This is a genomic window from Absicoccus intestinalis, from assembly GCF_033971885.1.
GTDB lineage: Bacteria > Bacillota_I > Bacilli_A > Erysipelotrichales > Erysipelotrichaceae > Absicoccus > Absicoccus intestinalis.
Genome location: NZ_JALBUS010000017.1, coordinates 32,434 through 44,527, shown reverse-complemented (window position 1 = coordinate 44,527; position 12,094 = coordinate 32,434). Strand labels below are relative to the sequence as shown.

20 protein-coding genes are annotated in these 12,094 nt (G+C 40.0%); all 20 read right to left on the bottom strand.

Features of this window, described 5'->3' with window-relative positions; translation table 11 throughout:
* Positions 1 to 171: 171 nt before the first annotated feature.
* The 20 genes from rpsI to rpsH all read right to left on the bottom strand — a co-directional run bounded on the left by rpsI (position 172) and on the right by rpsH (position 12,089).
* Positions 172 to 570 (bottom strand): 30S ribosomal protein S9, encoded by a 399-nt coding sequence (gene rpsI / locus MOZ64_RS09690; RefSeq protein ID WP_320326348.1) that lies wholly within the window; start codon positions 568 to 570, stop codon positions 172 to 174.
* A gap of 13 nt (positions 571 to 583) precedes the next feature.
* Entirely contained in the window at positions 584 to 1,021 is a 438-nt protein-coding gene (gene rplM / locus MOZ64_RS09685; protein ID WP_320326347.1) for a 50S ribosomal protein L13, read from the bottom strand.
* A gap of 99 nt (positions 1,022 to 1,120) precedes the next feature.
* Positions 1,121 to 1,852, bottom strand: coding sequence for a tRNA pseudouridine(38-40) synthase TruA (gene truA, locus MOZ64_RS09680; RefSeq protein WP_320326346.1), 732 nt, complete (start codon positions 1,850 to 1,852; stop codon positions 1,121 to 1,123).
* A complete protein-coding gene (locus MOZ64_RS09675; RefSeq protein ID WP_320326345.1) occupies positions 1,849 to 2,649 on the bottom strand; it encodes an energy-coupling factor transporter transmembrane component T family protein in 801 nt (266 codons plus the stop codon). The genes truA and MOZ64_RS09675 overlap by 4 nt, the downstream gene beginning before the upstream one ends.
* A complete protein-coding gene (locus tag MOZ64_RS09670) occupies positions 2,642 to 3,502 on the bottom strand; it encodes an energy-coupling factor transporter ATPase (RefSeq protein ID WP_320326344.1) in 861 nt (286 codons plus the stop codon). The genes MOZ64_RS09675 and MOZ64_RS09670 overlap by 8 nt, the downstream gene beginning before the upstream one ends.
* A complete protein-coding gene (locus MOZ64_RS09665; protein WP_320326343.1) occupies positions 3,478 to 4,308 on the bottom strand; it encodes an energy-coupling factor transporter ATPase in 831 nt (276 codons plus the stop codon). Before MOZ64_RS09665 ends, MOZ64_RS09670 begins: the two co-directional genes overlap by 25 nt.
* Before the next feature lie 66 nt (positions 4,309 to 4,374).
* Positions 4,375 to 4,809, bottom strand: a complete 435-nt coding sequence (locus MOZ64_RS09660; RefSeq protein ID WP_320326342.1) for a hypothetical protein — start codon at positions 4,807 to 4,809, stop codon at positions 4,375 to 4,377.
* Entirely contained in the window at positions 4,809 to 5,393 is a 585-nt protein-coding gene (locus tag MOZ64_RS09655; protein WP_320326341.1) for an O-methyltransferase, read from the bottom strand. The genes MOZ64_RS09660 and MOZ64_RS09655 overlap by 1 nt, the downstream gene beginning before the upstream one ends.
* A gap of 35 nt (positions 5,394 to 5,428) precedes the next feature.
* Positions 5,429 to 5,791, bottom strand: a complete 363-nt coding sequence (gene rplQ / locus MOZ64_RS09650; protein WP_320326052.1) for a 50S ribosomal protein L17 — start codon at positions 5,789 to 5,791, stop codon at positions 5,429 to 5,431.
* Between the two features lie 14 nt (positions 5,792 to 5,805).
* Positions 5,806 to 6,759, bottom strand: coding sequence for a DNA-directed RNA polymerase subunit alpha (locus tag MOZ64_RS09645; protein ID WP_320326340.1), 954 nt, complete (start codon positions 6,757 to 6,759; stop codon positions 5,806 to 5,808).
* Positions 6,760 to 6,784: 25 nt separating this feature from the next.
* Positions 6,785 to 7,174, bottom strand: a complete 390-nt coding sequence (gene rpsK / locus MOZ64_RS09640) for a 30S ribosomal protein S11 (protein WP_128519440.1) — start codon at positions 7,172 to 7,174, stop codon at positions 6,785 to 6,787.
* 16 nt (positions 7,175 to 7,190) lie between these two features.
* Entirely contained in the window at positions 7,191 to 7,556 is a 366-nt protein-coding gene (gene rpsM, locus MOZ64_RS09635; RefSeq protein WP_320326054.1) for a 30S ribosomal protein S13, read from the bottom strand.
* Positions 7,557 to 7,568: 12 nt separating this feature from the next.
* Complete coding sequence (gene rpmJ / locus MOZ64_RS09630; protein ID WP_081637596.1) at positions 7,569 to 7,685, bottom strand: 50S ribosomal protein L36; 117 nt, start codon at positions 7,683 to 7,685, stop codon at positions 7,569 to 7,571.
* A gap of 127 nt (positions 7,686 to 7,812) precedes the next feature.
* Positions 7,813 to 8,460 (bottom strand): adenylate kinase, encoded by a 648-nt coding sequence (locus tag MOZ64_RS09625; RefSeq protein ID WP_320326339.1) that lies wholly within the window; start codon positions 8,458 to 8,460, stop codon positions 7,813 to 7,815.
* A gap of 23 nt (positions 8,461 to 8,483) precedes the next feature.
* Positions 8,484 to 9,752: a preprotein translocase subunit SecY gene (gene secY, locus MOZ64_RS09620; protein ID WP_502547947.1), complete on the bottom strand. Its 1,269-nt coding sequence runs from the start codon at positions 9,750 to 9,752 to the stop codon at positions 8,484 to 8,486.
* Positions 9,753 to 9,775: 23 nt separating this feature from the next.
* Positions 9,776 to 10,213, bottom strand: coding sequence for a 50S ribosomal protein L15 (gene rplO, locus MOZ64_RS09615; protein ID WP_320326337.1), 438 nt, complete (start codon positions 10,211 to 10,213; stop codon positions 9,776 to 9,778).
* A gap of 16 nt (positions 10,214 to 10,229) precedes the next feature.
* Positions 10,230 to 10,733: a 30S ribosomal protein S5 gene (gene rpsE, locus MOZ64_RS09610; protein WP_320326350.1), complete on the bottom strand. Its 504-nt coding sequence runs from the start codon at positions 10,731 to 10,733 to the stop codon at positions 10,230 to 10,232.
* A 17-nt stretch (positions 10,734 to 10,750) separates the two neighbouring features.
* Positions 10,751 to 11,107, bottom strand: a complete 357-nt coding sequence (gene rplR, locus MOZ64_RS09605; RefSeq protein WP_320326336.1) for a 50S ribosomal protein L18 — start codon at positions 11,105 to 11,107, stop codon at positions 10,751 to 10,753.
* Between the two features lie 21 nt (positions 11,108 to 11,128).
* On the bottom strand, positions 11,129 to 11,671 hold the full coding sequence (rplF, locus tag MOZ64_RS09600; RefSeq protein ID WP_320326335.1) for a 50S ribosomal protein L6: 543 nt from the start codon (positions 11,669 to 11,671) through the stop codon (positions 11,129 to 11,131).
* A gap of 19 nt (positions 11,672 to 11,690) precedes the next feature.
* Positions 11,691 to 12,089: a 30S ribosomal protein S8 gene (gene rpsH, locus MOZ64_RS09595; protein WP_320326334.1), complete on the bottom strand. Its 399-nt coding sequence runs from the start codon at positions 12,087 to 12,089 to the stop codon at positions 11,691 to 11,693.
* Positions 12,090 to 12,094: the final 5 nt, after the last annotated feature.

Genomic DNA, 12,094 nt, shown 5'->3' with positions numbered 1-12,094 from the left:
TTGACAACCTCCTATATTATTTTGTTTACGGCTGGCGGGCCATATTCATTGTAGTATAGGAGGTTGTCTTTTTTAACACTAAAAGGTCTACCACCACGCACATAGCGCGTGGTATTCGCTACGCAATAAAAAAAAAGCCCAAATGGGCTTTTTCTGTTGATTGGTTCCAAATTAACGTTTTGAGAACTGAGGTGCACGACGTGCTTTTTTCAAACCATATTTCTTACGTTCTTTTGCACGAGGGTCACGAGTAACGAAACCAGCTGCTTTCAATACTGGACGATAATCATCACTTGCTTGCATCAATGCACGTGTGATACCGTGACGCATTGCTCCAGCTTGACCAGTGAAACCACCACCATGTACATTGATCAATACATCAAATTGACCCGTTGTATTGGTAATTTCAAAAGGTGCCTTTACGACCATACGTAAAGTTTCCAATGGAAGATAATCTTCCAAGCTCTTTCCGTTTACTTCAAATTTACCTGTTCCTGGGCGCAAGAATACACGAGCAACAGATTTTTTACGGCGTCCTACGCCATGATATTGAACCATATTGTCTGCCATGATCTATTCCTCCTTATCCTTTCACCTTTAACTCAACAGGTTGTTGAGCTGCATGTGGATGTTCACTACCAGCATACACATACAAATGTCCACGTTGTACATCACCCAAACGAGTATGAGGCAACATTCCTTTAATTGCTCTTTCTACCCATTCTTCTGGATATTTTTCTTTCATTTCTTTTGCGGTACGAACACGCATACCACCAAAGAATCCAGAATGGTTATAATACTTTTCTGTTTGTAACTTGTTTCCAGTCATTTCAACTTTTGCTGCATTGATAACGATCACATAATCTCCACAATCCACATTTGGTGTATATGTAGGTTTATGTTTTCCTCTTAGTACATGTGCAGCTTTGGTAGCTAAACGACCCAAAGTTTCGCCTTCGCCATCAATCACATACCAAGTACGTTTTACGTCAGCAGGTTTTGCCATAGTAGTTTGACGCATAATTAATCTTCCTCCTATTTGAGCATTACCGGGGCTCAAAGGCTGAGATTAGCCAAATAATAGTTTAGTGAAACGAGCCCCAAAAGTCAACGATAAACTTTAATAATTTACTTTCATCAAATATAAACCTTGGGGCTGAGCATTATAACGACAAGCTTCTTTATTTTTTGCATCCAAGATCTTCTTGACATCCAGTGGTTCTAGCCGATGCTTACCCACTTCGATCAAAGTTCCCATCATCATTCGCACTTGATAGCGAAGAAACCCACTGCCTTCAAAAATAGTTCGAATATCCGATCCTTCCACTTGGATCTCAATGCGCGTGATGGTCTTTCGTTTGGGTTTCTTTTCCTCCACACGACTGGAACAAAAACTTGTGAAATCATGTGTTCCCAAAAGATAATGCGAAGCAGCTTTCATTGCTTCAATATCCAGATCCTGCCAAACCAATTGTTTATAACGATAGGAAAAAGGATCCTTGGCATTGGTCGTACAAATAAAGTCATAGCGTTTTGATCGAGCCGAAAAACGGGCATGAAAAGAATCCGGAACCTGTTCAATGGATTGGATCCGGATATCTTTTGGTAATCGCGTATTTAAAGCTTGAAAATAAGCTTGTGGCGACATCGAATCAAGAGGATCAAAGTGAAAGACTTGACCCCATGCATGTACTTTGGCATCCGTTCTCCCACTGGCGATGATCCTTGTTTCTTTTCGATTGATTTGCGATAACGCTTTTTCAATCACTTCTTGAATGCCTAATGCATTGGCTTGTTTCTGCCATCCGGCATAATTCCAGCCATCATAAGCAACAACAGCTTTATAGATCATAGAAGCACTCCGATCGCAATGGTTGCACCCAAAACGATACAGCTGCAGGTCAATCCTACATAATCGAAAGAGGTCATTTTTAATACTTTATATCTAGTTCTTTGTTTGTTGGGATCATATCCACGTGCTTCCATGGCATTGGCCAGCTGATCTGCACGATCAAAAGCCGATACAAACAATGGAACGATCAAAGATAAGATGGCTTTGATCTTTTCTTTGAAGGTACCATTTTCCATATCCACACCTCGACTGGCTTGTGCATTCATGATTCGTTGTGTTTCTTCGATCAAAGTAGGAATAAAACGCAAAGCAATACTGATCATCATCGCAATGATGTGAGCTGGAAGACCCATTTTTTCAAAGGGATGCAACAATTTTTCAATGCCTAACGTTAGATCTAAGGGTTTGGTCGTAGCGGTCAATACCGTCGTGATCACGATCATCATCATCAACCGAACGACAATATACAAAGTTTGATACACGGCTCCCGAATAAATATATACTGGTCCTAAGGTTGCCATTACGTAGCCGGTCCGAATCGCAAAGACGTTGATCACAAACAAAAAGATCATCATCCACATCATTGGTTTCATCGCACGAAAGGCATAACCAATGCTTAATTTTGATAAGACCAAACAAACCGCAATAAAAGCGGCAACGAGTACATAGCCCCAAGCACCAGCAGGAACAAAAATTGCAATCATCAAAAGCAGCATGATCATGATTTTCGAGCGGGGATCCATTTTGTGAACCACAGAATCCAAAGGCATATAACGTCCAAGTGCAATATTATTCATGGGCATTCACCTGCTTTTCTACACAATCCCCTAACGCTTCTAAGGTAAGAACATCGTCGGGAATCGTAAATCCTTTGGCTTGTAACGCCATTTTCAAGCGAATCAAAGCAGGGGGGTCGATGCCAATGCTTATCATCCAATCTGGATGTTCAAAAAAAGTTTTTACATCCGATTTATGTTTTAATTTACCATGATCTAGGACCATGACTTCATCACAATAATTCATGACATGATTCATATCATGGGTAACTAAGAGAACCGTTTTATTCAACTTTCGATTGAGATTCATGAATAAAGTCATCATTTCTTTGGCTCCTTGCGGATCCAGTCCCGCTGTGGGCTCATCCAACACCAAGACTTCGGGATCCAAGATCAAGATCCCTGCAATCGCCACTCTTCGTTTTTGTCCACCACTTAATTCAAAAGGCGAACGATCTAAATACGATTCATCCAAACCAACCAATGGCAAAACTTTTCGAACCAATTTCAATGCTTCTTCTTCAGGAGTTCCAAAGTTTTTCGGACCAAACGCAATATCCTTTTCAATCGTTTCTTCAAACAATTGATATTCAGGAAATTGAAAGACCAGTCCCACTTTTCGGCGTAATTCTTTGATATCTTTGATCTTTAATAAGGGTTGAATATGAAAGCCACAAATATCCAAACTACCACCTGTTGGTACCAATAAACCATTTAAATGTTGAACCAAAGTCGACTTACCTGAACCTGTCTGGCCAATGATCGCGGTTACTTTTCCTTGAGCAATGCTGCAATCAATGCCTTTTAAAGCGGCATGCTCAAAAGGCGTATTGGGATTATATACATGTTCTAATCCATTGATTTCAATTGACATAGAGCATCCACCACCTTATCTAATGTTAAAATATCCTCATGCAAGATTCCTTTGGATTGAAGATATTTGGAAAACTTTAACGCAAAGGGAATATCCAACTGCATGTTCTGTAATACAGACGGATGAGAGAATATTTCTTCTGGTGTTCCTTCCATCTCGATCATGCCTTGATTCATGACAATGACATGTTCGGACTGTGCGACTTCTTCCATATCATGGGTAATCGATAGAATCGTGATATCCCGCGAATGATGCAAATGATTGATTTCTTGATTAATGCTAGCCTTTCCTTGCGGATCCAACATGCTCGTTGATTCATCAAAAATGATAATTTCCGGTGCCATCGCAAGAATTCCGGCAATGGCTACGCGTTGTTTTTGTCCACCGGATAAATGCGTGGGCTCGGCATCTAAAAAATCAGTCATCCCCACAGCAGCAGCACTTTTTTCAATCAAATCTTGCATTTGTTCCTGGGGGACGCAATGATTCTCTAAACCAAAAGCAATATCATCAGCAACGGTAGAACCAATAAATTGATTATCCGGATTTTGAAAAACAATCCCAACATGGGATCGTAATTCATAAATGGTTTTTGGAGAAACAATTTGATCCAAGATCTTGATCGTACCACCTTTGGCCCCCAATAAACCAATGATCAATTTCGCAATTGTACTTTTTCCCGATCCATTATGACCAATGATGGTTGTATAACTACCCTTGGGAATGGTAAAAGAAACATCCTTTATCGTTTCCGTTTCTGAGGTATAGGCAAAGGAAAGATGAGATACTTCAATAGCATTTTCCATGGGACATCTCCTATCTATGCATAGCTTATTTATTATAAATAAAAAAAAGGGATAAAACAATATCCCTTAATCGTGCATTTCTTTAAAAGTTGCCTCCGCCTGCAAACTAATTTCTCCCAATTGTACCTGTAATAAGTTCAAATCATCTTCATCGAAATTGCCATTGTATTCAATTTCAACTTCTTGTTTTTCACTATCATACGAACTGGAAAGATCCAATTCTGCAGCTGCTTTTTGGAAAGTATGTGCATGATCCGCATCGGCAACCGTAAACGCGAAATATTTTGTTTGAGGTTCATGATTCTCCAAGCTATGAATCGCTTCTTTCATCTTATCGTCAGTACGACTTGGTACATCATAAACTATTGGTTCATCTTGATTGGGAACTAGAAATTCATCCAATTCCTCTTTCTTCGCTTTTTCTTTTTTTACTTTTTGGCTTACCGCAACACCAGCACCAGCTACGGCAGCCAATGTAACGATCCATTTTAAAAATTTCATTATGATTTACCCTTCTTTCGTTTTGTGATGGCTATACCATCGCCCTGATCATATAGTTTCGTTTCATAATCCGATAAAGCCATCAAGAACTCTCGATATCCTCTTATTTTTCGAACCAGTGCCTTTGTATTTCGATTGTGTGTCAGTTCTGGATGATCAACAAGACCATGAAAGTTCATGTTATCTGATACAATTATACCATTCTCTGATAATAAAGGACAAAATTTTGTAAAAAAACGAATATATTGGGCCTTGGCTGCATCGATAAAAATACAATCAAATGGACCTTTGGGTAGGGGTACTTCTAAGGCATCGCCCTCGATCAGTTGAATATTGGCATGATCTTGAAAATGGGATCGAGCTTGTTCGATCATTTGCGGATCACGTTCAATCGTGACTACACGCATAGGATCAACCAGATTGGCAATCACCAATGCAGTTCGTCCAATGGCAGTACCTATTTCTAAAAAAGAATGACAATCATATTCAATGATTTTTTGTTTCAGTAATTCTAAGCCTTCATCTTGAATAATGGGTACACCATGTTCCATGGCATATTGTTCTAACTCTTTGATTTCCGACATAATACCTCCACTTAAAAAAAGTGAAGTAGAAAGATCTACTTCACCAATTCAACGATGGCCATTGGCGCTGCATCGCCACGACGAATTCTCGTTTTGACAACGCGTGTGTATCCACCATTACGATCTGCATACGCAGGTCCAATTTCGTTAAACAATTTTTGTAAAGCGGTTGTTCCATTGTCATCCACTTCGACATCGCGAACATAAGCTGCGGCTCTACGACGAGCAGCCAAATCATTTTGTTTCGCTAATGTGATCAAGTGATCCATGACAGCAGATAATTCTTTCGCTTTCATTTCTGTCGTTTCTAATTGTTCTGCTTCGATCAAAGAAGTAGCCATGTTGCGCAACAAAGCCTTACGATGATCCGCAGTACGACCCAATTTACGATTCTGCATCGTGATCCTCCTATTTATTCATTGGATGCTCGGAAGCTCAATCCCAAAGCAGCCATTTTATCTTTCACTTCTTGAAGTGATTTTTTACCCAAATTACGAACATGGATCATTTCTTCTTCGGTTTTTTGTGTTAATTCATCCACCGTCGTAATACCAGCACGTTTTAAACAATTATAGGAACGAACACTCAATTCCAGATCTTCGATCATTTTCTGTTGCGCTGGATTGGCTTGTGTTTCCACTTCGATTTCTGGTGTTTCTTCTAAGTCGATGGTATCCTCATCCACATCGCGAATGATAGCTAAGTGATCACGCAAGATCTTACTAGCGATGGCCAAAGCCTCTGAAGGCTTTAATGTACCATCGGTCGTAATTCCCATCGTTAACTTATCGGCTTTTACACCATCAACATCCATTGTATCCACATGATATTCTACATTGGATACCGGTGCATACAATGAATCTGTATAAATCAAACCTAGAGGTTGATTATCCCCTTGATAAAGGTGTTTATTTGCTTCCGCACCGACATAACCACGACCTAATCGTGCTTGCATCGTTGCATAAATAGAACCACCATCAGCCACTGTACAAATATATAGATCCGGATTTAAGATGCTAACGCCGGTTGGACATTCAATGTCACGAGCATATACTTTATAAGGACCTTTTTTGTCAATGCGCAATGTGTAAATATCATTGTCATGCATATCGATTTTCAAGATCAATTGTTTTAAGTTTAAAATAATAGCGGATGCATCTTCCGTCACACCTTCGATTCCGGTAAATTCATGGTAAATACCATCAATCTGCAGATTGAAAATGGCTCCACCAGGAACGGAAGAAATCAATACACGACGTAATGCATTGCCTAATGGTCTTCCAAATTGATATTGAACTGGCTCAAAAACAAACTCTCCCTTGGTATCGTTTTCTTGAATGGTTTGAATGGTATAGTTTGTTGTCACAAGGGTACCTCCTTATTATTGATTCTTATCCACGAGGTCGTTTTGGTGGACGACATCCATTGTGTGGAATTGGTGTAACATCATTGATCATCTTGATCTCAAGTCCAGCAACTTGCAATGCTCGCACAGCCGCTTCTCGTCCTGGACCTGGTCCTTTGATCTCTACACTCACCGTCTTCATACCATGATCAGCTGCTGCTTTACCAGCGGCTTCACCAGCCAACTGAGCAGCATATGGTGTGCTCTTGCGGCTGCCTTTGAATCCTAAGGCTCCTGCACTGGACCATGATACCGCATTTCCTTGTTCATCTGTGATCGTTACGATCGTGTTATTGAAAGTTGAGTGGATATGTGCAACTCCACGCGCAACATTCTTTTTTGCACGACGTTTCGCTTTGGTTTTCTTCTGTGCCATACTCTACGCAACCTCCCTATTTCTTCTTGTTTGCCACTGTCTTGGCTTTTCCCTTACGCGTACGCGCATTGGTCTTCGTTCTTTGTCCTCGTACGGGCAATCCTTTTCTATGACGGATACCACGATAACAACCAATCTCCATCAATCGTTTGATGTTCAATTGAACTTCGCGTCGAAGATCTCCTTCGACTTTGATGTTGTCGATTTCTTTACGAATCGCATTCATCTGCTCATCGCTCAGATCTTTTACACGAATATCTTCACTGACTTTTGCGTTTTCCAATACTTTCTTCGCTGTACTGTTTCCAATGCCATAAATATAGGTCAATGAAACAACGACGCGCTTATTGTTTGGAATATCTACACCTGCAATACGTGCCATTTCTTCCTCCTGTTAGTTTCCTTGTCTCTGTTTGTGCTTAGGGTTCTCACAGATTACCATGACTCTTCCCTTACGTCGAATGACTCGACATTTATCGCACATTGGTTTTACGGATGGTCTTACTTTCATTTTTGTTTCCTTTCCAACCACATATTTATGCCCTGTTAAAATGCGTATGAATTCATGCGGATTTTAATAGAAATGTGGTAATTACTAAAACGCAAGAATTGCGCTTATATATTATAAGCGCAATCATTTAGATATTCAAGACTTTTTTAATTCGCGTCCAAATTTCATCTTTATCGCCCCATGCATCTACATGAGTAACCAATCCTTTTTCTTCATAGAAGCCAATGACTGGTTCGGTATTCTTTGCATATTCATCCAAACGCGTCTTTAATGATTCTTCATTATCATCTTTTCGTTGTGTCAGAGCGGTTCCATCATGATCACAAACGCCTTCGACTTTTGGCGGGTTTGAGTAGATATTGTAAATTTCGCCACATTTTGGACAACTACGACGACCTGTGATACGACGTGTCAATTCTTCAAATGGCACATCCATGACCAAAACCGATTCAACCGCAAGGTCAGTCCCTTTGGTCATTGCTTCAAATGCTATTGCCTGATCGATCGTACGAGGATATCCATCCAATAGATATCCATTCTTTTTATCCGTAAGATTTTCTAAATAGTCTTTGACCATTTTATTTGTGACAGAATCCGGAACTAATTTTCCTTGTTCTGTGTATGACTTAGCTTCCAATCCTAGGGGCGTTCCTTTCGAGATATTCTCACGGAAGATGTCACCTGTAGAAATGTGATTTAAATTTAATTCTTCGCGAAGCAAACGAGAGAATGTTCCTTTACCAGCTCCCGGTGCTCCCATAATCAACATATTCATTGTTCTACTCCTACTACTTGTATTTAGTCTTGATAATATTTTTTGTACGATTTTTGTGTAATCAAACCTTGAACTTGTCGTACTGTTTCAATCGCAACACCGACAACGATGATCAATCCCGTACCACCCAAAGCCATGCTGGATGGCATTTCTGGCCAAAGGATTGGCATGAGATGTGGCATGACCGAAATAACGGCCAAAGCAATGGATCCAAAAACAGTGATACGAGTCAAAATATGATTCACATAGGTTTTCGTTTCAGTGCCCGGACGTACATTCGGAATGTATGCACCCGATTTTCCAAGGTTTTCTGCTAATTTTTCTGGATCTACTTGCATCTTCGTATAGAAGAAGGTAAAGAAGATGATCAATACAACGTAAATCACAAGCGAATACCATGTACTTAATCCTAACCAATCCTGTACGGCATTCACAAAATCGGTCTTATCTAAAAAGGTGGCAATTTGTAGCGGTGCCATCATCAAAGAAGAAGCAAAGATGACTGGAATAACGCTTGCAGAATTGACTTTTAATGGTAAATAGTTTGAATCACTACGCTTGCTTAATTCAATGGAACTCGATGTATATTGAATAGGAATACGTCGTTCCGCCGTATTGATCAACGTGACAAAAATGATGATCAATAAATAAACAACGACATAGCCTACAAACAACCAAACCCCATTTTTTGTATTGGCACCAATCAAAGATTGCCAAGCAGAACTAAATTGACGAGGCATACGCCCAACGATACCTGCCATGATGACCATGGAGATACCATTACCAATACCTTTTAAAGAAATTTGGTCGCCAATCCAAACGAGGAATAAAGAACCGGCAGTAAAAATGGTCGATATATATAAAACTTTACTTAGTGTTACTCCGCCAACGATCAATGTGGTATATGTTTTAGAAAAACCATAAACCAAAGATATCGATTGGACAAATGCAAAGATAACAGCTAAATAACGAGTATATTTATCGATTTTCTTACGTCCTTGCGCACCACTTTTCGATAACTCTGTTAAAGATGGAATGACATCCATGCTCAGCAGCTGCATGATGATCGAAGCTGTGATATAGGGTGTTACACCAAGTGCGAAGATGGAGAATTGATCCAATCCACCACCACCCAAAAGGTTGATCATTTCAAATAAAGAGTTATTTTGTATACCAGCCATTAAATCTGCTGTATTGACATCAGGAATTGTAATGGTTGATCCGAATCGATACACAAAGAAGGCAAAGAGCGTAAACAAAATTCGATTACGAATATCTTTGTTTACTATCATTGCCTTAATGCTTCTAAACATTTTTAGATAACCTCAGCCGTTCCGCCTGCTTTTTCGATTGCTTCTTTAGCTGATGTTGAGAACTTAGCAGCTTGCACTGTCAATTTCTTCGTCAATTCACCATTACCTAAAATCTTCAATCCAGATAATTCTTTTTTGATAACTTTGTCTTCCAATAACAAAGCGGCATTGACAACGGTTCCATCATCGTATTTATTTAAAGTTTCAACATTAACGATCGCATATTCTTTACGATTGAAATTGGTGAAACCACGTTTAGGAAGACGTCGAGCTAATGTTGTTTGGCCACCTTCGAAACCTAAACGAACACCTCCGCCACTTCTTGATTTTTGACCTTTTTGACCACGTCCAGAAGTTTTACCATTGCCACTTCCTGGACCACGTCCCACACGGTTACGCTTGGAACGATGGCCATTTGATTTCATTTCTTCTAATTTCATTTGTACATCCTCCTAATTAACCGCGAATTTCGCTAACTTTCTTACCACGAATAGCTGCTACTTCTTCTACCGTGCGTAAGCTTTTCAAACCCTCAACCGTGGCACGAACCACATTGATTTTGGTACGAGAACCTAAGCATTTTGTGACAACATCACTAATACCTGCCAATTCCATGACAGCACGCGTTGCACCACCAGCAATAACACCAGTACCATCAGCAGCTGGATGCATAAAGACTTCTCCAGCACCGAATTTACCAGTTACAGCATGTGGAATTGTGTTGTTGATAACAGGGACAGTGAATACGTTCTTACGCGCATTTTCACTCGCCTTACGAATGGCATCAGGTACTTCGTTTGCTTTTCCAGTACCCATGCCAACACGACCATTGTGATCGCCCACAACAACCAAAGCAGCAAAGCGGAAACGACGTCCACCCTTAACAACTTTTGTTACACGGTTAATTTGAACAACTTGTTCTTCAAATTCATCGTGGTCTCTTCTTGGTTTTCTATTCATTGCCATGGTGTGACCTCCTAAAATTCCAAGCCTGCTTCACGAGCGGCTTCGGCTAATGCTTTAACACGACCTGTGTAAACATATCCACCACGGTCGAATACAACATGTTTGATTCCTTTTTCTTGGGCACGCTTTGCAATTTCAGCTCCAACTTGACGAGCTGCCTCCACGTTACCACCATTTTCTAATTTCATTTGTACACTGGAAGCACTAACCAATGTTGTGGCATTCACATCATCGATCACTTGCACTTCAATGTTTGCGTTACTTCTGAAAACATTCAAGCGTGGGCATTCAGGAGTTCCGCTAATTTTTGTACGTACACGTTTATGACGACGAATACGTTCTGCATTACGTGATTTTTTATTGACCATTTGTATTTATCTCCTTTCCCACTACTTACCAGCTGTTTTACCTTCCTTACGACGGATATGTTCTCCTTTATAACGGATACCTTTACCCTTGTAAGGTTCTGGTTTACGAGCAGCACGAACTTCCGCAGCAAATTCACCAACTTGTTGCTTATCGATTCCTTCAACTTTGATTTCCGTAGCACTTCCACAAGTACAAGTAATTCCTTCTGGAATATCGATCAATACTTTATGAGAGTAACCAATTTGCATTTCCAATTGTTTACCTTTAACAGCAGCACGGAATCCAATACCAACTAATTCTAAATCTTTGGTGAAACCTTCAGAAACTCCAACAACCATATTGTGCAATAAAGCACGAGTGGTTCCGTGTAATTGCTTAGTGCGTTTTTCATCATTTGGACGCTTTACAGTGACTACACCATCTTCGACTTGAATATCCATCAAATCCGAGAATGTACGAGTTAAAGTTCCCTTAGGTCCTTTAACAGTCACCTCATTCCCTTGGGCAACATCAACAGTTACTTTTTCAGGAATGGTAATCAGTTTATTCCCGATACGTGACATTTATTTTCCTCCTATTGTCTTACCATACATAAGCAAGAACTTCGCCACCAACGTGTTGTTTTCTTGCTTCACGATCTGTCATGACACCATTACTTGTTGAGATAATGGCAATTCCTAATCCGTTCAATACACGAGGCAATTCATCTGCATGTGCATAGACGCGAAGACCAGGTTTTGAAATACGACGAAGACCTGTGATGACACGTTGTTTATCTTCGGTATATTTCAACGTAATTGTTAATTCTTTGAATTGTCCATCTCCTTCGACTGCATAGTCTGTGATGAAACCTTCTTCTTTTAAGATCTTAGCAATTGCTTTCTTTTCTTTTGATACAGGCATGCTTACAACATCATGCTTTTGAACCAAAGCATTACGAATTCTTGTTAGCATATCTGCAATTGGATCTGTCATGTTCATTGCAA

What these genes read in the sequence shown, in the direction of transcription:
- rpsI (WP_320326348.1), bottom strand. Translation starts at nt 570, where the DNA reads ATGGCAGACAATATGGTTCAATATCATGGCGTAGGACGCCGTAAAAAA.
- rplM (WP_320326347.1), bottom strand. Translation starts at nt 1,021, where the DNA reads ATGCGTCAAACTACTATGGCAAAACCTGCTGACGTAAAACGTACTTGG.
- truA (WP_320326346.1), bottom strand. Translation starts at nt 1,852, where the DNA reads ATGATCTATAAAGCTGTTGTTGCTTATGATGGCTGGAATTATGCCGGA.
- MOZ64_RS09675 (WP_320326345.1), bottom strand. Translation starts at nt 2,649, where the DNA reads ATGAATAATATTGCACTTGGACGTTATATGCCTTTGGATTCTGTGGTT.
- MOZ64_RS09670 (WP_320326344.1), bottom strand. Translation starts at nt 3,502, where the DNA reads ATGTCAATTGAAATCAATGGATTAGAACATGTATATAATCCCAATACG.
- MOZ64_RS09665 (WP_320326343.1), bottom strand. Translation starts at nt 4,308, where the DNA reads ATGGAAAATGCTATTGAAGTATCTCATCTTTCCTTTGCCTATACCTCA.
- MOZ64_RS09660 (WP_320326342.1), bottom strand. Translation starts at nt 4,809, where the DNA reads ATGAAATTTTTAAAATGGATCGTTACATTGGCTGCCGTAGCTGGTGCT.
- MOZ64_RS09655 (WP_320326341.1), bottom strand. Translation starts at nt 5,393, where the DNA reads ATGTCGGAAATCAAAGAGTTAGAACAATATGCCATGGAACATGGTGTA.
- rplQ (WP_320326052.1), bottom strand. Translation starts at nt 5,791, where the DNA reads ATGCAGAATCGTAAATTGGGTCGTACTGCGGATCATCGTAAGGCTTTG.
- rpsK (WP_128519440.1), bottom strand. Translation starts at nt 7,174, where the DNA reads ATGGCACAGAAGAAAACCAAAGCGAAACGTCGTGCAAAAAAGAATGTT.
- rpsM (WP_320326054.1), bottom strand. Translation starts at nt 7,556, where the DNA reads ATGGCACGTATTGCAGGTGTAGATATTCCAAACAATAAGCGCGTCGTT.
- rpmJ (WP_081637596.1), bottom strand. Translation starts at nt 7,685, where the DNA reads ATGAAAGTAAGACCATCCGTAAAACCAATGTGCGATAAATGTCGAGTC.
- MOZ64_RS09625 (WP_320326339.1), bottom strand. Translation starts at nt 8,460, where the DNA reads ATGAATATGTTGATTATGGGAGCACCGGGAGCTGGTAAAGGAACATTC.
- secY (WP_502547947.1), bottom strand. Translation starts at nt 9,752, where the DNA reads ATGATAGTAAACAAAGATATTCGTAATCGAATTTTGTTTACGCTCTTT.
- rplO (WP_320326337.1), bottom strand. Translation starts at nt 10,213, where the DNA reads ATGAAATTAGAAGAAATGAAATCAAATGGCCATCGTTCCAAGCGTAAC.
- rpsE (WP_320326350.1), bottom strand. Translation starts at nt 10,733, where the DNA reads ATGAATAGAAAACCAAGAAGAGACCACGATGAATTTGAAGAACAAGTT.
- rplR (WP_320326336.1), bottom strand. Translation starts at nt 11,107, where the DNA reads ATGGTCAATAAAAAATCACGTAATGCAGAACGTATTCGTCGTCATAAA.
- rplF (WP_320326335.1), bottom strand. Translation starts at nt 11,671, where the DNA reads ATGTCACGTATCGGGAATAAACTGATTACCATTCCTGAAAAAGTAACT.
- rpsH (WP_320326334.1), bottom strand. Translation starts at nt 12,089, where the DNA reads ATGAACATGACAGATCCAATTGCAGATATGCTAACAAGAATTCGTAAT.